The sequence below is a fragment of the Streptococcus sp. 11-4097 genome (assembly GCF_018215285.2).
Classification (GTDB): Bacteria; Bacillota; Bacilli; order Lactobacillales; family Streptococcaceae; genus Streptococcus.
Window position 1 is genome coordinate 2,031,065 of record NZ_CP185262.1, and the last position, 19,133, is coordinate 2,050,197.

The window sequence follows — 19,133 nt, forward strand, 5'->3', positions numbered from 1 at the left end:
TAAAAAGGGGCGAATCAGCAGTTAGTTCTTACCTTTTCGCCCCTCCTTTCTTTTTATGTTTACTTGTTGAAATTAAATTTCTTCTTTTTTGATGAATTCTGTACGAATCTCTTGTGGTGAAATGAGGCCTCTATGAACTGGGTATGGTCGTTCCAGTAGGTCCAGGAAGAGATGTTGACTTTCCGGTACACGCACATTTTCACTACACATATTGTAGTAGCGAAGAACATAGCCTTCTTCATTTTCAGCTACCTTAAAGGCTGTTGGACAGATTTGCGGTATGCTGAGAACAGAATGGCTCAAGAGGCTACCAGTCGCAGCCACGCTTCCTTCCTGTCTAGCAAGCTGAAGGCTGGTAAACGGTGTCTGCAAGGCTTTAGCACGACGGAAAGCTGAGAAGCGTTCTTGGACTTGGTGGCATTCAAGCGCAAACTCGACTTCAAACTCACGCAAACATTGTGCTTCTGGTGTTGGGAAGTAACCCCAGTCACCTAGCTCACCTGATGCACGCAAAATAGTCACTGCAATGGTGTCGTCTCCAAGGATTTCGTATTCATTCAATCCCTTGTTGGATACAGTCACACCTTTTTCATCGTCATACAGACTAACAAAGGCTTGTTGGTGTTGAGGATTTTCAGGATTTTCCCATGAAGCAGCTGGTTTGTTTGGTCGTGTCACCACCTCATAAATGCTTTCAGAATCATTGCTTGGACGCGTGTTGTGAGTCTTGACCAAGAGACGGATACGGTGGTCTTTGGCAGTGTTGGTAAAGCGAGTTTTAAAGCGGATTTGTGGATTATCAACGAAGATAGTCATCTCAGTTTCAAGAGGAATGCTTGTCAATTCTTCTGAACGTCCAGCTTCACGCTTCATAAACTCGATGATGCCTTTTTGCTCTTCTTCTAGCTTTTCATCCGCACTGACAGGCACGGTCAATTCATGTTTGAGCAAAATCTTAGCATAGCGAGCTGTGTTTTCTAAGACCTCGTAGCCCTTAAGCTCTGCAAAGATTGGCTCTGTTCCTTTTGGTTGGAAATAGATATACTCATTTCCGATATCCCCACGGTCTTCGAAGCGGATAAAATCTTCATAGGCTTCGTGAGTTGTCTTGTCATAGACTGTGATGTTGTCATCCACACTCACCGTTACAAATGGCGTATCAATCACTCCGTTTTGGTAAATACCGTCGCGGTGTTCTTGTTCTCCTTCCAGCAATTGGAAGGTTGTCCAAGAAAGAGGCGCTAGGTGAACTGGAATGGTCACGCGCACTTGTCGAGCAATACGAGCTTGGCGGAACTTATCTTTTGGTAAATCGTACTCAAAATTAGCTCCGAGGTCTTCGATTTTAGCCTCTACAGGACGCCCATCCAAGTCCTCCACACGGTAGCTTGGCAAGGTAAGAGCAGCCATCTTCTTGTAACCTTCTGTTGGGTGCAATTCCTTGAAATCACAAGTCGCCACATCAATCACTGTGCTGACAGTATCAACCTTATCATGCAAGCCTGTGTTAATGACAGTAAAGAGATAGTCGCTTTGAGCCTTAGCTGTAGCGATTTTACCCTTCCACTCATTAAGAAGATTGCTCTTAACAAAGGTTCCGACTTGGTTAACCTTGGCAAAACGAGTTTCCATCTCACGGTGAACTTCGTCCACGCTACAGCCACAGATACTATCATGTGGCGCATTTTGCAAAAGAGTTTTCCAAGCATAGGTCAACTGGTCCTTGTGGTTATGACCCCCAGTGATAATCGTCAAGGGTTCTACAACTTGCTCTAGGAGGTTGCTATTTTCTTGGAAGGCTTGTTTGAGATAAATACGAGATGAAGAAGTGTTGGCAAGTGTGTACCAGCCGTCTGTTTCCTGACTGGTCAACTCACCTGTAACCGTTGATAATTGCTCTGGTAGGGCACTTTCCACGGCTTGGACATATTCATCAAAAGAACTATGAACAAAGGTTACATCTGGGAAGAGTTCATTTGCCACACGAATGGCTTCACTCAAATTTTTCTGGACAGGCTGATGGTCACAGCCGTTCATCATCAACCACTGGTTGGTCGAAGCGTAGTCACGCACATCTGCCAGTTTTTGTTTCCAGAAGGTCAAGGCCTCGTCTTTATCAACTGGAATTTCATTCCCATTACTGTACCAGTTGGCAAAGAGGATACCGAGGACACGACTTCCGTCCGCACCCTGCCAGTACATTTCTGAAAATTGAGAAGTAAACTGCTCATCTTCGAGGACTTGGTTATCAAAACCAATCGGTTTCACACCACGACCAAAGGCTGCCACGTGAATACCTGATTTTTGAAGGATTTGAGGCGCTTGCCCCATATTTCCAAAGGTATCTGGGAAGTAACCAATCTGAGTAGATTTGCCCCATTTTGCAGCCTCCTGCTGACCGATAAGAGTATTACGGACATTGGCTTCACTTGAAATCAAGTAGTCATCTTGCAAGATGTAAAAAGGACCAATTTTAAGTTTGCCTTCGTCGATGTATCGTTGGACTTTGTCGCGATTTTCAGGGCGAATCTCCAAGTAGTCATCAAGGACAATGGTTTGACCATCCAAGTGGAAGCTCTTGAACTCAGGGTCATTTTCAAAGAGATCAAAGAGATTGTCAAATAGTTCCACCAACTGCATACGGTGGCTTTCAAAAGGCAAGTACCACTCACGGTCCCAGTGACTATGTGAGATAATATGTACGACAACATTTTCCATGAAGTAAAACCTCATTCTAAATTTAAATTTTTATTGTTAACATTTTAAATGTAAATTTGTGATTCTTTCCAAGAATCAATTGAGCGAAAGCGTGATCCTTAGCGGATATCCAAGTAATCCAAGACCAATTCACAGAACATCATGTTGGCCCAAGAGAACCATTCACGAGAATAAAGAGTTGGGTCATCCACGTGGAAGCTTTCGTGCATGACACCTGTCCCCCCATCACAAGCAACCAGCTGATCCAGCAAGAATTTCTTCTCTGCCTTATCTGTCGTTGTCAATCCTTGGATAGAAAGGGCGATAGGCCAAATATAGCGATAGAAGGTATGAGAACTTCCGAGACCGCTAGCGTATTCTCCTTGGTAGAAGTATGGATTTTCAGGGCTCAGAATGGTACGACGAGTTGCTTGATAGACTTCGTCGTCAATATCGCAGTAGCCCAGATAAGGTACAGCCAACAGACTTGGTACGTTTGGATCATCCATAATACTAGCATTTCCCAAACCATCTACTTCAAAGGCATAAATCTTTTCGCCCTTGCTGTTGGTGGTGTAAGCGTAGTTTTCGATTCCTTCTTGGATTTCAGACTGGAGGCGCTTAGCATCTGTGATAATGCTCGAGCTATCAGCTAGGTTTAATGCTGCGAAGATCTCTTGCACATAACCCAAGACTACTACAGCAAACATATTTGACGGAATCAAGTAACTATACTGACAGCAGTCATCACTCGGACGAAAAGCTGACCAGGTCATACCTGTCACTGCAAAGTCAGGGCCAAATCCATCATTTACCAAGGTGTCTTCCTTACGGTCCGTATCTCGGACAAAACGATAAGGAGAATTGTTGTGGTCTTGTTCTACCGTCCACAGATGAAGAATTTCCTTAGTAGCTGTGACAAAAGTCTCATCAAACTGACTAGTCTCGCCAGTCTCTTTCCAGAGGAGATAAGCCAGCTGCAAAGGATAGCAAAGCGAGTCCACCTCATACTTACGTTCCCAAATCCAGCCATTAAGGTCTGTGTGGTCGGTCTCGTGGTGCCCCTTCCAGTTTTCCTCAATGTTGAAGGAGTTGGCATAAGGATCCTTGAGCACCAAGGTCATCTGACGTTTGACTAAACCTGCAATGGTCTGACGCAGGAGGGCATCTCTTTTAGCCACATGCAGGTAGGGTCTGAGTTGGGCTGTCGAATCCCGAAGCCACATAGCAGGAATATCTCCTGTGAGCACAAAGGTTGAACCATCTTCTAGGATTTCAACCGTATTGTCCAAGGTGTCTGTATAGCAACGCTCGAAAACATCCACCCACTCTGGATGGTCCTTAGCCCTCTCTGCCACTTCATCTAGCCATTCTCTAACAATTTCTTTCGAATAAATCATCGTGCAGTATCCTCTTTCAAACAAGTTTCATTTTCAGTATATAGCTTTTGAGACAGAAAATACATACACAAATGATAGTCATTTTTCTACAAAATAGTTATCTTTGAAGCTCCTTTTCTAAAGGCTATCTTTTTCTGATATAATGTAGAAAAACAGCTAAAGGAAAGACTATGAAACCACTACTTGAAAGCATCGATACCCGCTTTGGAACTGCCAGCAAGCATGCCTTTTCTCGGGGAAATACCATGCCATACACAGGCCTTCCTTTTGGGATGAATTACTTTGTACCCCAGACCAGTGACCAGGAGGGCTCTTGGTTTTTCGATCCGCATCTGCCTATCTTTCAGGGGATTCGATTAACCCACCAGCCCAGCCCTTGGATTGGCGACTACTCTTGGCTCCTTCTGACACCTGTCACAGGCCAGCTAGGTGGAGACAGCCTCTTCCATCGTCAGTCTTCCTATGATATGGATAAGGCCTCTTTCCAACCTCATTATCTGAAAATTTTCTCCCTGCGCTATCAGATTGAAAGCCAGCTCACACCGACTTGCTACGGTGCTTCTATTCGTTTGGAACAAAAGCAAGGCAAAGTCCTCTCCCTCTATCTTCACGCAGCAGATGAACTGACAGTAGAGCAAGTAGATAAGCGAACTCTTGCCCTGCGACAAGAAGGTAAAACTGAAACCAACAAAAATCCACTAGCTATGTTCACTGCCCTGCAAATGAATACGAATATTCTTGCTGTTAGCCAAGAAGGTGGAGACTGGCGAATTGACCTGACAGATAGTCATGCTGAAATCCAGCTAGCGACTTCTTTCATCTCTCCTTCTCAAGCACTGCTTAATCTACCTCAACAAGACTTCGATAACTGCAAAGCAAGTGCACAAAAAGATTGGGAAAATCTCCTCCATCGTTTTGACATTATAGAGACAGGAGAGGCTGACCGAACCTTCTTTGATCACTGCCTTTACAGACTCTTCCTCTTCCCTCAGACTTTTTATGAGGTTGATGAATCAGGACAAGCCATCCACAAAGATTTGGCTACTGGAACTGCCAAGCCCGGTGTCCTCTTTAGCAACAATGGCTTCTGGGATACCTTCCGCACCACCTTCCCCCTCTTTGCCCTTATCATACCAGAACACTACCACCGCTTTTTAGAAGGTTTCCTCAATAGCTACCGCGATACTGGTTTTCTTCCAAAATGGCTGGCCCCAGATGAACGTGGCATAATGCCTGGCACTCTATTGGACGGTATTATCGCAGATAGTGCCTGCAAGGACATGGCCCCTGACCTAGAAGAAGAGCTCCTCCAAGCCATGCTTGAAACAGCCAGCAAGTCCGACCCTCTCGGCATCAATGGCCGTCACGGACTAGCCCAATACCAAGAACTAGGCTACCTCTCTACCGACCACCACGAAAGCGTCAGCCACACCCTAGACTATGCCTATAGTGACTTTTGTATCGCAAGCTGTGCTGAAAAACTAGGGAAAATAGACACCGCTGAAACCTACAAGTCCGCATCACAAAATTACTGCCATCTATTTGACGCTGAGACAGGTTACATGCGAGCGCGTGATGTTCAAGGCAACTTCCGCCCTGACTTCTCTCCTTATAGTTGGGGACGTGATTATGCCGAATGCTCTGCCATCCAAGCAACTTTAGGCGTCCTCCACGACATCCCAGACTTAATCCAGCTTATGGGTGGAAAAGAAGTCTTTAGCAACTATCTTTTGAAAACCTGTCAAGATGCTCCCCTCTTTGAGACAACAGGCTATGGTTACGAGATTCACGAAATGAGCGAAATGGCTAGTGCTCCTTTTGGACAAATAGCCATTTCCAACCAGCCGAGTTTCCACATTCCTTATCTATTCCGTTACAGCGATTACCCTGACTACACTGCCCTTCTCATCAAGACGCTCCGTCAGAAGGCCTTTCACCCAAGTTGGGAAGCCTATCCTGGTGATGAAGACAATGGCAGTCTCTCAGCTTGGTACATCTGGTCAGCTCTCGGTTTTTATCCGACCTGTCCAGGAAAACCAAGCTATGACCTCGGAATCCCTATCTTTGACCACCTCCGAGTCTATCTAGCTAAAGAAGATAAATGGCTAGATATTCATACTGAGCAAAACCACAGCCATTTTAACTTTGTAAAAGAATGCCGACTGGATAAAACACTCGTATCAACTATTCAACACCAAAACCTCTTAAAAGCTGAACAACTAACCTTCACCCTCAGCTGGTTACCAAGTCATCGCTAAATAATAAAAAATCTGCAATCCCCAAGGTTATCCACAATCTGTGAATAACTATCCCAAACTGTGCTTAACTCTTGAGTTGCAGTAATTAAAACTACTTTATAGTCCTCAAAAGTTACTAAATTGGTCACACAAATAAGAATTATCACTAAAATAATCAGAAATTATCCACACTTATCCACAACCTGTTAGTAACTTTTGTGAATAGTCTTACTTAAGCTAAAACTTATCTCTCACGAACACTAAAAAGAGCCTGACTCCAGGCTCTTTAGTCTATTATTTCTTCTCAGCACGTAGAGCTGACAAGATTTGTGTACGGATATCATCCACACCATTTGGCGTATTTGGTAAAAAGATAGTTTGATTTCCTTTAGAGGCAAAGGTATTCAAAGTATCCAAATACTGGTTGGTCAAGAGGATGGACATGATTTGTTCTTCTGTCATGCCAACATTGGCTTCCTTGAGTTCGGTGATAGACTCTGCTAAGCCATCCACAATCGCCTTACGTTGTTGGGCAATCCCCACACCATGAAGGCGGTCCTTTTCTGCTTCGGCTTCAGCTGCAGTGACGATTTTAATCTTATCAGCTTCCGCCAATTCTTGCGCTGCGACCCGCTTGCGTTGCGCTGCATTGATTTCATTCATGGATTGCTTGACTTCTGCATCTGGTTCGACCTTGGTAATCAAAGTTTTCACGATAATATAACCGTAAGTAGTCATTTCTTCTGCTACTTGATGTTGAACTTCAAGGGCAATCTCATCTTTTTTCTCAAACAATTCATCCAAGGTTAATTTGGGAACAGAAGAGCGAAGAGCATCTTCGATATAAGATTTAATCTGAGATTCTGGACGCATGAGTTTATAGTAAGCATCTGTCACGCTCTGCTCATTGACACGGTACTGGGTCGCCACATTCATCATAACGAACACATTGTCCTTTGTCTTAGTCTCAACTACAATATCGCTTTGCAACAAGCGTAACTGGATTCGTGCTGCAATCGAGTCAATCCCAAAAGGCAAGCGAATATGAATGCCGCTATTGGCAACCTTTTGGTATTTCCCAAAGCGTTCAATAATCGCCACCGACTGCTGACGAACCACATAAACTGTACTCAGTGTGACTATCACCAATAGGAGCACACAAACCACCACAAAAATCATCAAAAATGTTGCCATTATCGTGACCTCCATCATTATTTTTCCTGTATTATAGCACATTTAAAGAAGGCTGTGCAGTTTTTACTGCGATTTTTCCTGAAATGTCAATAATTAGAGGTGAATTGTCACATTGTCGCCTAATCTCTTGCTAAAACAACTGGTAAAGAATTAGGTCTACCATGCTAGTTCTCTCTAACTCCGTTGATTATCAACATACTATCTGAGCTTTACAAGTCGTGGACATAGAAACGAAACAAGTAACGGTTAATCCCTTTAAAAGACTCACAAAAAACATCATTGAAGTGAACCGCACTCCAATAGTTCAAGCATTAATCAATGTTGATAATCTAAATTTGATGTGTATACTATTTTTGTCATCGGTTACCGATTACGTTCCTTAGGTATCTGAAAGGTCTATAATGAAGTTACCATCTAGTATCCAAAAACCGACTAGCTCTTATGAACTAGTCGGTTTCTCATCAATGTGCCAACATTTCTTGGGCGATTTCTTGGCCAGATAGGTTATCTGGGTAGTAGGTTGGCCAGTTATCCATTTCTTCAAAGAGGACTTCTTGGCTTGTGCCTCCAAAGAAGATATGGAAATGTTCTGCCTTAACTGGGGCGATATTATGGTCACTAAACTGAACATACTTGAATTGTCCAGCATCAGCATCTGTCGCTTCAAAGAGGAAGCGCACACCACGATTGCCTTTCTTATAAGTCAAGATTTTCTTTCCAACATACTTATAAGTATATTTCTTACTTTGTCCACCTTGAACAAATTCCATAGTGTTATCAGTAATGTTAATCTTAGTCACATCTGTCTGATAGCCTTCTGTATAGTAGACCTTGTACTCAGCCTGAGTCATCTTACCAGTCAACTTAGCCTTGTAGTCAAAGACTTGGTCAAACGTGCCATCTTCAAGGAAAGGATAAACTGATTGCCAGTTACCTACATAGTCACTCAAGGTACGGTCCTTGACGTCTGCATCCTCAAAGTAACCATTTTGGACTGTCTTGGTATCCTCTGCCTTTTCAGGCTCGATTGCTGGGCCTTCTTGGTCCGTTGTTTGTTTCAAAGCCTTGAGATTTTTCTCCATCACGGAGATGTAATTTTCTCCAGCCTTGGTGTCCTCTTCTGTCAGACTTTCTAAAGGATTAAGGACATCTGTTTTAACACCTGCCTCTTTTGAAAGTGTGTTAGCAAGGGCCTGTGAAGCATTTTCTTCAAAGTAGATATAGGCAATTTTATTTTTCTTGACATACTCTGTCAATTCTGCCAAGCGAGCAGCTGATGGCTCGGCATCTGGAGAAAGGCCTGAGATTGCGACTTGTTTTAGCCCATAGTCCAAGGCGAGATAGTTAAAGGCTGCGTGTTGCGTTACAAAGCTCTTTTGTTTGGCTTGAGACAAACCTTCTGCATAAGCCTTATCCAAGGCTTGCAATTTTTCGATATAGGCAGCTGCATTCTTCTCAAAGGTCTCTTTTTTATCAGGATAATCTGCTGATAAGCTATCACGGATGTGCTCTACTAGTTTAATGGCACGAACCGGTGATAACCAAACATGGGGATCGTACTCATGGTGATGGCCTTCTTCGCCATGGTCATGGTCGCCCTCTTCTTCCTCACCACCTGGCAAAAGCAACATATCGCCTGTCGCCTTGATGGTTTTCACCTTTTTCTTATCCAAGGTATCTAGCAATTTAGGTACCCATGTTTCCATGTTTTCATTTTCATAAACGAAAGTATCTGCGTCTTGGATTTTGGCAACTGCCTTGGCAGACGGTTCATATTCATGGGGTTCTGTACCAGCACCGATGAGGAGTTCTACATTAGCAGTATCTCCTGCGACTTGCTTGGTAAATTCATAGACAGGGTAAAAGGTTGTCACAATATTTAGTTTGCCATCTGCCTGCTTTTGATTGGAACAAGCCACTAAAAACAAGGCACATAGACTGGCGAACAATAAGCTAATTTTTTTCACGTTAGTCTCCTATTTGATAAAACGTCTTACTAAACTAATAAGTAAAAAGACAGTTACAAAAATAATGGTAATACTTGCACTTGCAGGTGTTTCTGCATAGTAGGAAATGTAAAGTCCTGCTACCATTCCCAAAAATCCAATAGCACTGGCAAGCAGCATAACCGATTTAAAGTTTTTCCCTAGACGAAGGGCAATACTGGCTGGCAAGACCATAATGGTCGATACCAGAAGAGCTCCCGCAGCTGGAATCATAAGGGCAATGGCCACCCCCGTCACCATGTTAAAAAGAATGGACATGGTACGAACAGGCAAGCCATCCACAAAGGCCGTATCCTCATCAAAGGTCAAGATATACATCGGACGAAGGAAGAGGAAGGTCAAAATCAAAACAACCGCCGCAATGACAAAGAGGGAAATAACCTGCTCTTCGCTGATAGTCACGATTGAACCAAAAAGATACTGGTCCAAACTCATTGAACTCGAGCTTTTACCCTTACTCATGACAATCAGAGAAACAGCCAGACCTGTCGACATGAGGATAGCTGTCCCGATTTCCATAAAGCTCTTGTAAACCGTACGGAGATACTCCAAAAAGACCGCCGCAATCAAGACAATAGCAATAGTGGAAATAGTCGGAGAAATCCCTAGTACCAGACCAAAGGCTACACCTGAAAGCGAGACGTGGCTGAGGGTATCACTCATCAAACTCTGACGGCGCAAGATAAGGAAGGTTCCCAATACCGGCGAGAAAAGACTCATGGCAATAACGGCCAGAAAGGCACGCTGCATAAAGTCATAAGATAATAAACTAAGCATGGCCCACCTCCTGATCATTCTCATGAACATTGAAACAACGCCATGGCGAGTCTTGGTTACGGACTAGATGAATATTGCGATCCGCATAATCCTTAACTTCTTCAGGGTCATGGGTAATCATCAAAACAGCCTTGCCATGATGATGGGCGCTGTGGTGCATGAGTTCGTAAAATTCATTTTTACTTCCTGCATCCATTCCTGTTGTCGGCTCATCTAGGATAAACACATCTGGGTCAGAAGCAAACATACGCGCAATCACCGCTCGCTGCTTTTGTCCTCCAGATAGAGACCCCAAGCGTTTGTCTCGGTGTTCCCACATGCCAACTGAATCCAGACTAGCCTTGATATGCTCCTCATCATGAGCATTCAAGCGACGGAACCAGCCTTTTCGTGGATAACGACCCGACTTGACAAATTCGTAAACCGTACTTGGAAAACCCGCATTAAAACTGGCAATCTGTTGAGGAAGGTAGGCTATTCTCAATTTCTTACCCTGTGTATTTGTCTTTGAAATGGTCACCTTACCAATGCGTGGCTGAAGGATTCCAAGACTGGCCTTGATCAGTGTCGTCTTAGCTGCCCCATTCTCCCCCGTCAAGGTAACAAATTCCCCACTATCAACACTATAATTGATATGTTCAAGAACGGGCTCCTTATCATAATAGAAGGATAAATCCTCTACCGTAATATATCTCATTATTTGATTTCTCCTACTAAAGCAGTCAAAAACCGCTGGATCACTTTTTGTTCATTTGGAGTAAACTGAGTCGCCACTTGTTCATAGGTTAAAAGTGTATGCTCATGGTGATGGTGGTGCTCCTCAGCAATTGGGCGAGCCAAATCAGTCAATTGATAAAAAATCACACGCGCATCCTTCGGATCTTTAGATGTTTCCAACATCCCTTCCTTGACCAAAGACTTAATGGCCTTGGTAACTGCTGCCTGACTGACATTGAGGCGACGCGCCAATTCTGAATTTGTTAAAGATTCCTCTGACAAGAGCATGAGAATATGCTCCTGGGTATTGGTCAGGGCCACCTCGCTAGTACAATGACCTATTAGGATTTCATGCTGATTTTCCGCCTGCAAAATCACCTCATTCAAAAAAGCATCGATATCCTTAGCTAGCTGTCTCATATCTGACTCCTTTCCTTTTGGACTTCTCTTTTTTAAGGGAAAAATACTATTCTTTGAAAAATTATTTACTGGTTAATTATATCACAACCAAAAAAAGAGTCAAGAAAAAACGTGAAAACCAGTTTCATTCTTGAACTCTTCCATACTATTATCTATTGAAATTCCTTGACATCTCCATCGTAAGTCGCCCAGTCTTTACTGAAAAAGCGCTCATTCAGATGGTAAGTCGGAGCTGGTGTGGGATTGGATAGGAAAGGATCAACGGCCTTGTCAAATGCCAACCAACCTAACCAACCAAGGTGAATGGTATCCTTCATAAAGAAAGCTTCCCCACCGTCCTTAGAAAAATCTGCTATATTGGTAAACCCTTGACTTTCTAACTGGTAGCGAATCTTCTGCACCGTTTGTTGGTACATATCCTCTCGTAAACCAGCATAGTCCATCCATTTTTTATTAACAGGTGGAATGATAAAAATCGGGTTTACCTTGGATTTAGAAAACTGTGTTAAAACCAACTGCAAGTCATTATATTCTGGCGACTTGAGATAGGTAAAGTTTTTCTGAGAATCCTTTAATTTCTTCAAATCCTTCTTAATCTGCGTATTATAGAAATAATTTTCCATTCCTAAATCATTATTAGAAGTATTCTTTTCGGCATCTGCTTTAACAATATCTTCTATGGCTTGATAAGAAAACTGATCTGGTAAGGTTTTTAAATATCTACCCACATGCTTATCATAATTGACATAGCCTCTAACTGAAAACTGACCAAAAAAGGAAGCTTGACGTTCATTAAACCGAGCCAATAATTCAATCATTTCATTGTCTGAAGACGACAATTCTTCTTTACTTGCCAACTTCTGAACCAGATCCTTCATAGCTACGTTGGGAAACTGCTGTAGTAAGCGAGTCGCTGCATATTGACTAGCCTGATCTCCAGATTGATGTTCCAGAAAACTGGTCAACTGGTCTCCATTAAAATATTCCTGGAAAGCTGCTGGCTCATAGCCATTTTTACTGAACCACTGAGGTGAGATAACATACACAACTTGTTTATTCTCTAGCTGTGGCAACATCTGTTGCATCCCAAAATACTGATTAAGTGAAGCAGCTCCCCTCTGTCCTAAAAGATAAGGACGGTAGGAGCGATTGTATTTCTCAGCTAATACCGCAGGATGAGCACCGTCAAAACGAAGCCATTCACTAGAGCCAAAGAAGGGAACAAAACGCATATTTGGATCAGATAGGGCTCTGACCTTTTGACTTCGCTCCTTAAAACTATCGATAGTAGTAGCCACCGCTGAACGCTTTTCAGCTCCTAGATTATGATGCATCTCAGTAGGATAAAAGAAAATGAGCAGAAAAACCAACAAACCAGCTATCAAGACCGGTCCGAAGATCATCCATAAGCGTTTAAGCATTTTGTAGCTCCACAATACCAGCTATGATTTTATTGGCTGTATTCCAGTCGTCGCGACCAAACTCTGTTACAGGGACACGAATGTCAAAACGGTTTTCAATCTCCACAATCAATTCAACCGTTCCCATACTATCTAAAACACCTGCATCAAAAAGATCTTCATCCATCATGTCAGAAACATCTTCCATAAACAACTCATCAATAATTTCGATAACTTCTGATTTGATATCCATATTTTATTTCCTTTATTTTTTAAACCATAAATCATTCAAAAATCCAGAAAAGATCAAGAATGACAGCATGACGACATGGAAGGTGACAACCATGCAAAGCAACTGAATCCAGCGATTCTCAGGTAGAGCAGGCTTCCCTGCTTTTTTCCGTTCCTTATTGAGCGTTTTTTTCTTGCGAATCCAAGCGTCATTGATAACCAGTCCAATCCCATGAAAGAGTCCATAGGCGATATAGTACCAGGTCACACCGTGCCAAAATCCCATAATCAGCATATTTACAATATAGGCCACGCTTGAGGTTACATTGCGATTCTTAAAGACCTTCTTTCTGGTCAACACCATCACCATTCGCATAAAGACAAAGTCACGGAACCAGAAAGAGAGACTCATGTGCCAACGATTCCAAAACTCTTTTAAATCCCTTGATAAAAAGGGCTTGTTAAAGTTGATGGGGCTACGGATTCCCATCAAATTTGAAATGGCCAAGGCAAACATAGAGTAACCTGCAAAGTCAAAGAAGAGCTCCATACCAAAGGTATACATAACCGCTAAAGCATAGGGGTTAAAGAAGCCACCTGACTGCAGGGCTAGATTCTTCAGAGGAGATAGTAAAGTTTCTCCTAAAACATGAGCTAGGATAAACTTGTACAAAAATCCCCACATAATATAGCGAACAGATTCATCCAGCATATCCATCAACTCATCCCGCTCAGGAATGGTCTGATAATTTTCATTAAAACGCTTAAAGCGATCGATTGGACCACTTGAAAAAGTCGGCATGAAGAGAAGAAAACGGAGGAATTCCCAGAGGGTAAAATCCTTAATCACTCCATCTCTCAGCTCGATGATAATCCCAACCGAACGAAAGGTCAGGTAAGAAATACCCAAAAAGCCAAGCAAAGACTGCGTTCCATTGATAGCTGGCTGCACCTTGACAAAGATAATCGGCAGTAGGGACAGAAAACTAACTAGGTAGAAAACCCACTTACCATCCTTACTTTTTCGATAGTGCTTATAGAAAAGCAAGAGCAATATTTCCCAGCACAGATAAATGCCCAAGGCAGCCAATTGATTAGTCTTCCCACCTACCAGCATGGTAACGATAAAGAAGAGACTAACCAATACCTCGTACCAGGCAAAGCGTTTCTTGAAAAAGAGGCCGATAAAGATGGGCAAGGTTGCAACAATCACATAGACAAAATACTGAGGATTGCCGTATGGCTCTAAATGAGGAAGCTGTTTAAAGAACTCCATCATCTCCTATTTACCTCATTAATCAATCCTTTGATATCAATTTTTCCATTTGGAGTCAGTGGCAAACTGTCTCGGTAAAGGAATTTAGACGGCATCATGTAGGACATCATGATGTCTGTCAAATCTTCCTTGATGGCCTTAGTAATATCGATATCACGCTCAAACTGCTCACGAACACCATCTTTTAAGATGACATAGGCCAATAGATTTTGCACCTTGTGGTCTTTGTTATAGCGCGGAACAGCGACAGCAGACTCAATATAGCGAGACTTGTTAAGATTTTGAGAGACATCTTCTAACTCAATGCGGTAACCGTTAAACTTAATCTGGAAGTCCATGCGTCCTCCGTAGAGAAGCAAGCCTTCATCTGTCATAGTTCCCACATCTCCTGTATGGTAGGCTGGTAGACCTTCAAACTCAAAGAAGGCTTCCCCTGTTTTTTCAGGATTGTTCATATATCCTTTTGAAACAGCTGGTCCAGAAACAATGATTTCTCCCTGTTCGCCATTTGGCAGTTTATTTCCTTCCTCGTCAATGATAAAGGTTGGAGAATCAGCCTTGGTATAGCCGATTGGTAGACGTTTGAGAGTCGCTAGCATCTCATCTGTCACGGCAACTGCTGACAGGGCCACTGTCGCTTCTGTTGGGCCGTAAGCATTGATAATACGGGCATTTGGGAAACGCTCGCGCAGTTTTTGAGTTGTTTTAACCGTCAATTCTTCGCCATCAAAGTAGAAATGCGTGATTCCAGGCATTTTCTTACTATTAAAGTCTTCAGACAACATGGCCATATCCGCAAAAGAAGGGGTTGATGTCCAGATAGCGATTGGCAATGAAAAGATGGTCGCAAAGAGTTGCTTAAAGTCCTGAGTAATAGCTGAAGGAAGAGCGAAAAGTGTACCACCAAGTGCTAATGTCGGTGCCCAGTACATGACAGACAAGTCAAAAGAATAAGGGGGCTGAGCCAGCATTTGCGGACGACTTGGCGTCGCAAATTCCTTGTCCGTAATCATCCAGTTGGTAAAGCTGAGGAGGTTATCATGTGAAATCTGCACTCCCTTAGGCTTACCAGTTGTACCAGAAGTAAAGATAATGTAGTAGTTATCATCGCCCTTGACTGGATGCGTGATCTCATAGCTTGTCCCTTGAACAAAGGCTTCTTGAGCCTGAGCTAGAGTCATCATTGGCGTAGAAACCTGCTCCAATGGAAAATCTGAGATGGCAATAATCAAACTTGGCTCCGCTACTTCTAAAATAGCTGAAACTCGCTCCAAAGCCGAATGGCTATCAATTGGAATGTAGGCATGACCTGACTTAGTCAGCGCTACAAAAGTTGCCAACATCTCATACTCTTGGCCTCCAAAAACAACCACAGGAGACTTCTCAGGCAAGCCTAGTTGGTCAATGGCTGCAGCCAAACTATCCGAATCAGCTTTCAAATCTCCATAAGTGTGTTCCTGCCCCAAAACATTGTAAACAGGATAGCTAGGCTGGGTCTGAGCAAAATGCTCAATAGTTTCAATCATATCTACTATTGGTTTATTTGACATAATAAGGATTCTCCTTCAAGTTAAAATTCATTATAGATAAAGCTTCCTTGACCCTGACCAAGATAGCTAAAAAAGTAAAGTAGCCCTAGAAAGATAATAAAATACAAGGCTGTCCGACCAAAAAAGAGGTACAATTCTTTTCTCTGTTTCATCAAGAAAAACCATTCATTTCTGTAATTTTTCGCTAAAATAAAATCAATTTCTTACTAATTTATTTTTCTGCTATTATACCACTTTATAGACTAGTTTTTCAATTGTTTACCCGTCTATTTTCACTACGTTTCAGTAATATTAATTTGTTCCATATGATTCTTTTTAATGATAGCTTGAATGCTTTTCAGTATAAATTATATGGGGCTACAATAAAGTAGGCTCCATACTACCTATAGAGGATGTCTCCACTATAAATATTATAGAGCCTTATCTTATGTCTCACTTTATCGGTGCAGTTCCCTTTATCTAGAGTTTTTTATAGTATGTAATCCTAAAATTCACTATAGATAAATTCTTGAATGTTCGAAAAATCGGTCACAAAACAATAAATCACGATGCTTAAGATAACCGTATAGAAAAATAACGTCCACAAGATTAAACGGTGTGTGTTAGTTATCTTGGTTTGCAAATTTGTAAAGTTCTTTTTCAACTTCCATCCATCCTTTCACTCCAACGTGCATCACGTCAAATAAAAAGTAATCATCATACTCTCTGTTTCCATAGTTTAATACCGTTGCACCATGGCTTTTTGCGACATCTTCTATTTTTTTATAAGTTTTCTCCCGCATCTCTCTTGAGACACCCGTGTAGTCATTCCATTTACCATTTACTGGGAAAATAATGACCTCAACTTCAATGCCCAATTCCTTGGCAACTGTCAAGAAGAGTTCCATATCTGAATACTCTGGTGACTCCAGATAGCTCAAATCTTTATTGGAATCTTTCAACGATGCATAGCGATCTTTTAAGTAAGTATTGTAGTAGTTATTATCAACAGCATAATCATTATTGTCTGTTTTCTTTTTGACCTCTTCTACAAACTGATTCGTCATTTTCTCCCAATCATAGTCTGGAGTTTTATCCCCTAGTGAAGGATAATCTGATTTGGCATGTTTTTGATAAAAAATCTGTTTGAGTTTAAAGGAATAAATCGTATTATCTAACTCTAATAACTTCTTATCAATAAAGGTTCCTTTACCTTCTATGAAGTAGCTCTTATATTTCTTATAAAGGTCATTTTGAAGCTTATTCCCTTTAGTTATTTCAATAATTCTATCAATAAGTTTTTCCTTGGTATCTTTGCTAATTTTCTTATTAGAGAGTGTCTGAAAAATATGTTCCTGAGAAGCCTTATTCAAAAAGGCATCCTGATGAGTCCCATCTTTTTCAAACCACTGAACCGACTCTATTATAGCCACTTTTCGCTTAGTCATAGATCCTTCAATAGAACCCAAGGTCGTAGCCTGAATGATGTTTTGTGAATAACTGGTCCCAATCTGCATGATATTAAAATCGTTGTAGTTAAAAATTTTATTGGGATGATAGTCTTCATTTATCGTCGCAACCAACTCAGATGATCCCAATAAAACAAATGTATTGGGAGTAATATTGCTTGTCAGAATATCTCTACTTTTATACTTTTCATACGAAGTGCTATAGCGAATACTGTTATCCTTTACTTTATAATAATCATCAATCTTCTTGACGTATGTCACATTTAAAAGGGCAAGCGTCGCAATTACGAGCACAAGCGATAGCAAAAATGCTTTTAGTTTAATCATCTCGTTTTATCCTATCCCTTCGATCCGTCCAATCTCTTTTCAATTTCTTATCTCTTTAAAATCGTAAGTAAGATTTTATAGGGTTCACCTGAAAAGATAAAGAAACCAATCATAACCAAATTCATGGTCACAAACCAACTTAGTAGTTTATACCAATTTTTGTTTTTATTTTTCTTATAAAAAGTGCTTTTCTTTTGATACACTTCAAATCCAGCCATCAAGACACCGTGATAAAAACCATAAACAATGTAGCTAACACTAAGACCATGCCAAAAACCCATGACCAACATATTGACCATATAGGCATAGGTTGCATTGTGTAGTCTATTTTTAAACCATTTTTTCCTGATAACCTGCATCAATACTCTTGAAAATACAAAATCTCTCAACCAGGTCGACAAAGTGATATGCCATCTGGTCCAGAAATCCTTGATATCGACACTCAAGAAAGGTTTGTTAAAGTTCATCGGTGTCTGAATACCTAGAATGTTACTACTTCCGACAGCCATTAGACTATAGCCTGCAAAGTCGAAGAACAGATACAAGGTATAGAGGTACATATACTTGATTGAGTAAACGACTGTACCAGTATTGCTTAGAGCGAGTATCATCTGGTACACATAGGTTGACAAAACAACCTTGTAAAGTAGACCTAAAACGATACGATACACACCGTCCCCTGCTAACTCTAGATACTCTTTTCGAGGCATGACCTCGTTTATCTCTTTTAAAAATCTCCTACTCCGATCAATCGGACCAGCACTAACTGTAGGGAAAAAAAGTAAAAATTGCAGGTAGTCTTTTATGCTAATCTTTTCTTTAATCAAGCCATCCGATATCTCCAGCATGATCTGAATAGTCTTAAAGGACATGTAAGAAATTCCAATAAAGGCCAACAAATGCAGAGAAGTCAGGGCAAAGACTTTATTAATCACCAAAGGAAAAATAGAAAGGAAAATCAGAGGTTTCATCCGCTTTACTTCTATACTCTGTGCTAGAAAAACTAGAAAATATTGATAAATGACAAAGGCGAGTAAATAGATAATCATTGCTCTACTCTTGCCATAAATAGCTCCTGCAAATAAGAGGGAGAGCACCAAAATATAGTAGTCCTTACGTTTTTCAAAAAAGTTTACTACAAAACCAATTAGTAAAACTACAAACAAAAGAAGGAAAAACTCATTCCCCTCGAAATAATTCATACCAGCCAAACTCCTTTTTTCTTTTTCTCATCTCATGATTTATCTTTTTAAGATTAGTTCCTATCATATTACCAAAGATAGTTAACTTTATTCATTATACCATAATTTAAAAACTATAAATACTTCTGTTATTTTATTTCTTAAAATAAAAAATCCAACTGACTCTTAGTACTGAACCCCAATAATGAGACAAAATTATTCACACAATAAATAAAATTCAAGAACAAAAAATTGATGAAGGAACCAGTGAA

15 protein-coding genes are annotated in these 19,133 nt (G+C 41.3%); 1 reads left to right on the forward strand and 14 read right to left on the reverse strand.

Annotated features, from left to right (window positions below; all coding sequences use genetic code 11):
• Nucleotides 1–72: 72 nt before the first annotated feature.
• Both KB197_RS10065 and KB197_RS10070 read right to left on the reverse strand, forming a co-directional pair.
• Nucleotides 73–2,718: an alpha-mannosidase gene (locus KB197_RS10065; RefSeq protein WP_064276796.1), complete on the reverse strand. Its 2,646-nt coding sequence runs from the start codon at nt 2,716–2,718 to the stop codon at nt 73–75.
• Nucleotides 2,719–2,816: 98 nt separating this feature from the next.
• The gene (locus tag KB197_RS10070; RefSeq protein ID WP_064276797.1) at nt 2,817–4,097 is read right to left on the reverse strand and encodes a glycoside hydrolase family 125 protein; all 1,281 of its coding nucleotides are present in this window, start codon (nt 4,095–4,097) and stop codon (nt 2,817–2,819) included.
• Between the two features lie 170 nt (nt 4,098–4,267).
• Between KB197_RS10070 and KB197_RS10075 the strand changes: the two genes are divergently transcribed.
• Nucleotides 4,268–6,355: a GH92 family glycosyl hydrolase gene (locus KB197_RS10075; RefSeq protein WP_064276798.1), complete on the forward strand. Its 2,088-nt coding sequence runs from the start codon at nt 4,268–4,270 to the stop codon at nt 6,353–6,355.
• A gap of 273 nt (nt 6,356–6,628) precedes the next feature.
• On the opposite strand, the gene KB197_RS10080 is transcribed toward KB197_RS10075, so the two are convergent.
• The 12 genes from KB197_RS10080 to dltB (KB197_RS10135) form a co-directional block, all read right to left on the reverse strand.
• Nucleotides 6,629–7,513, reverse strand: coding sequence for an SPFH domain-containing protein (locus tag KB197_RS10080; RefSeq protein WP_004235732.1), 885 nt, complete (start codon nt 7,511–7,513; stop codon nt 6,629–6,631).
• Between the two features lie 476 nt (nt 7,514–7,989).
• Nucleotides 7,990–9,495: a zinc ABC transporter substrate-binding lipoprotein AdcA gene (adcA, locus tag KB197_RS10085; protein WP_064276799.1), complete on the reverse strand. Its 1,506-nt coding sequence runs from the start codon at nt 9,493–9,495 to the stop codon at nt 7,990–7,992.
• Nucleotides 9,496–9,504: 9 nt separating this feature from the next.
• Nucleotides 9,505–10,311, reverse strand: a complete 807-nt coding sequence (locus KB197_RS10090) for a metal ABC transporter permease (protein WP_000950030.1) — start codon at nt 10,309–10,311, stop codon at nt 9,505–9,507.
• Entirely contained in the window at nt 10,304–11,008 is a 705-nt protein-coding gene (locus KB197_RS10095) for a metal ABC transporter ATP-binding protein (RefSeq protein ID WP_001269496.1), read from the reverse strand. Before KB197_RS10095 ends, KB197_RS10090 begins: the two co-directional genes overlap by 8 nt.
• Nucleotides 11,008–11,448: a zinc-dependent transcriptional regulator AdcR gene (gene adcR / locus KB197_RS10100; RefSeq protein ID WP_001249308.1), complete on the reverse strand. Its 441-nt coding sequence runs from the start codon at nt 11,446–11,448 to the stop codon at nt 11,008–11,010. Before adcR ends, KB197_RS10095 begins: the two co-directional genes overlap by 1 nt.
• A gap of 152 nt (nt 11,449–11,600) precedes the next feature.
• The gene (gene dltD, locus KB197_RS10105) at nt 11,601–12,869 is read right to left on the reverse strand and encodes a D-alanyl-lipoteichoic acid biosynthesis protein DltD (protein WP_064276800.1); all 1,269 of its coding nucleotides are present in this window, start codon (nt 12,867–12,869) and stop codon (nt 11,601–11,603) included.
• Nucleotides 12,862–13,101: a D-alanine--poly(phosphoribitol) ligase subunit DltC gene (gene dltC, locus KB197_RS10110; protein WP_000351967.1), complete on the reverse strand. Its 240-nt coding sequence runs from the start codon at nt 13,099–13,101 to the stop codon at nt 12,862–12,864. Before dltC ends, dltD (KB197_RS10105) begins: the two co-directional genes overlap by 8 nt.
• 12 nt (nt 13,102–13,113) lie before the next feature.
• The gene (gene dltB / locus KB197_RS10115; RefSeq protein WP_212573728.1) at nt 13,114–14,358 is read right to left on the reverse strand and encodes a D-alanyl-lipoteichoic acid biosynthesis protein DltB; all 1,245 of its coding nucleotides are present in this window, start codon (nt 14,356–14,358) and stop codon (nt 13,114–13,116) included.
• Nucleotides 14,355–15,905 (reverse strand): D-alanine--poly(phosphoribitol) ligase subunit DltA, encoded by a 1,551-nt coding sequence (gene dltA, locus KB197_RS10120; RefSeq protein ID WP_064276802.1) that lies wholly within the window; start codon nt 15,903–15,905, stop codon nt 14,355–14,357. Before dltA ends, dltB (KB197_RS10115) begins: the two co-directional genes overlap by 4 nt.
• Before the next feature lie 20 nt (nt 15,906–15,925).
• Nucleotides 15,926–16,057: a teichoic acid D-Ala incorporation-associated protein DltX gene (locus KB197_RS10125; RefSeq protein WP_004262018.1), complete on the reverse strand. Its 132-nt coding sequence runs from the start codon at nt 16,055–16,057 to the stop codon at nt 15,926–15,928.
• 450 nt (nt 16,058–16,507) lie between these two features.
• Nucleotides 16,508–17,680: a D-alanyl-lipoteichoic acid biosynthesis protein DltD gene (gene dltD, locus KB197_RS10130; protein WP_064276803.1), complete on the reverse strand. Its 1,173-nt coding sequence runs from the start codon at nt 17,678–17,680 to the stop codon at nt 16,508–16,510.
• A gap of 47 nt (nt 17,681–17,727) precedes the next feature.
• On the reverse strand, nt 17,728–18,882 hold the full coding sequence (gene dltB / locus KB197_RS10135) for a D-alanyl-lipoteichoic acid biosynthesis protein DltB (protein WP_064276804.1): 1,155 nt from the start codon (nt 18,880–18,882) through the stop codon (nt 17,728–17,730).
• Nucleotides 18,883–19,133: the final 251 nt, after the last annotated feature.

Excerpts from the sequence above, each read along its gene's own strand:
- KB197_RS10075 (WP_064276798.1), top strand. The coding sequence starts at position 4,268 with ATGAAACCACTACTTGAAAGCATCGATACCCGCTTTGGAACTGCCAGC.
- dltA (WP_064276802.1), bottom strand. The coding sequence starts at position 15,905 with ATGTCAAATAAACCAATAGTAGATATGATTGAAACTATTGAGCATTTT.
- dltD (WP_064276800.1), bottom strand. The coding sequence starts at position 12,869 with ATGCTTAAACGCTTATGGATGATCTTCGGACCGGTCTTGATAGCTGGT.
- dltC (WP_000351967.1), bottom strand. The coding sequence starts at position 13,101 with ATGGATATCAAATCAGAAGTTATCGAAATTATTGATGAGTTGTTTATG.
- KB197_RS10095 (WP_001269496.1), bottom strand. The coding sequence starts at position 11,008 with ATGAGATATATTACGGTAGAGGATTTATCCTTCTATTATGATAAGGAG.
- KB197_RS10080 (WP_004235732.1), bottom strand. The coding sequence starts at position 7,513 with ATGATTTTTGTGGTGGTTTGTGTGCTCCTATTGGTGATAGTCACACTG.
- KB197_RS10125 (WP_004262018.1), bottom strand. The coding sequence starts at position 16,057 with ATGAAACAGAGAAAAGAATTGTACCTCTTTTTTGGTCGGACAGCCTTG.
- adcR (WP_001249308.1), bottom strand. The coding sequence starts at position 11,448 with ATGAGACAGCTAGCTAAGGATATCGATGCTTTTTTGAATGAGGTGATT.
- dltB (WP_212573728.1), bottom strand. The coding sequence starts at position 14,358 with ATGATGGAGTTCTTTAAACAGCTTCCTCATTTAGAGCCATACGGCAAT.
- dltD (WP_064276803.1), bottom strand. The coding sequence starts at position 17,680 with ATGATTAAACTAAAAGCATTTTTGCTATCGCTTGTGCTCGTAATTGCG.
- KB197_RS10070 (WP_064276797.1), bottom strand. The coding sequence starts at position 4,097 with ATGATTTATTCGAAAGAAATTGTTAGAGAATGGCTAGATGAAGTGGCA.
- dltB (WP_064276804.1), bottom strand. The coding sequence starts at position 18,882 with ATGAATTATTTCGAGGGGAATGAGTTTTTCCTTCTTTTGTTTGTAGTT.
- KB197_RS10090 (WP_000950030.1), bottom strand. The coding sequence starts at position 10,311 with ATGCTTAGTTTATTATCTTATGACTTTATGCAGCGTGCCTTTCTGGCC.
- KB197_RS10065 (WP_064276796.1), bottom strand. The coding sequence starts at position 2,718 with ATGGAAAATGTTGTCGTACATATTATCTCACATAGTCACTGGGACCGT.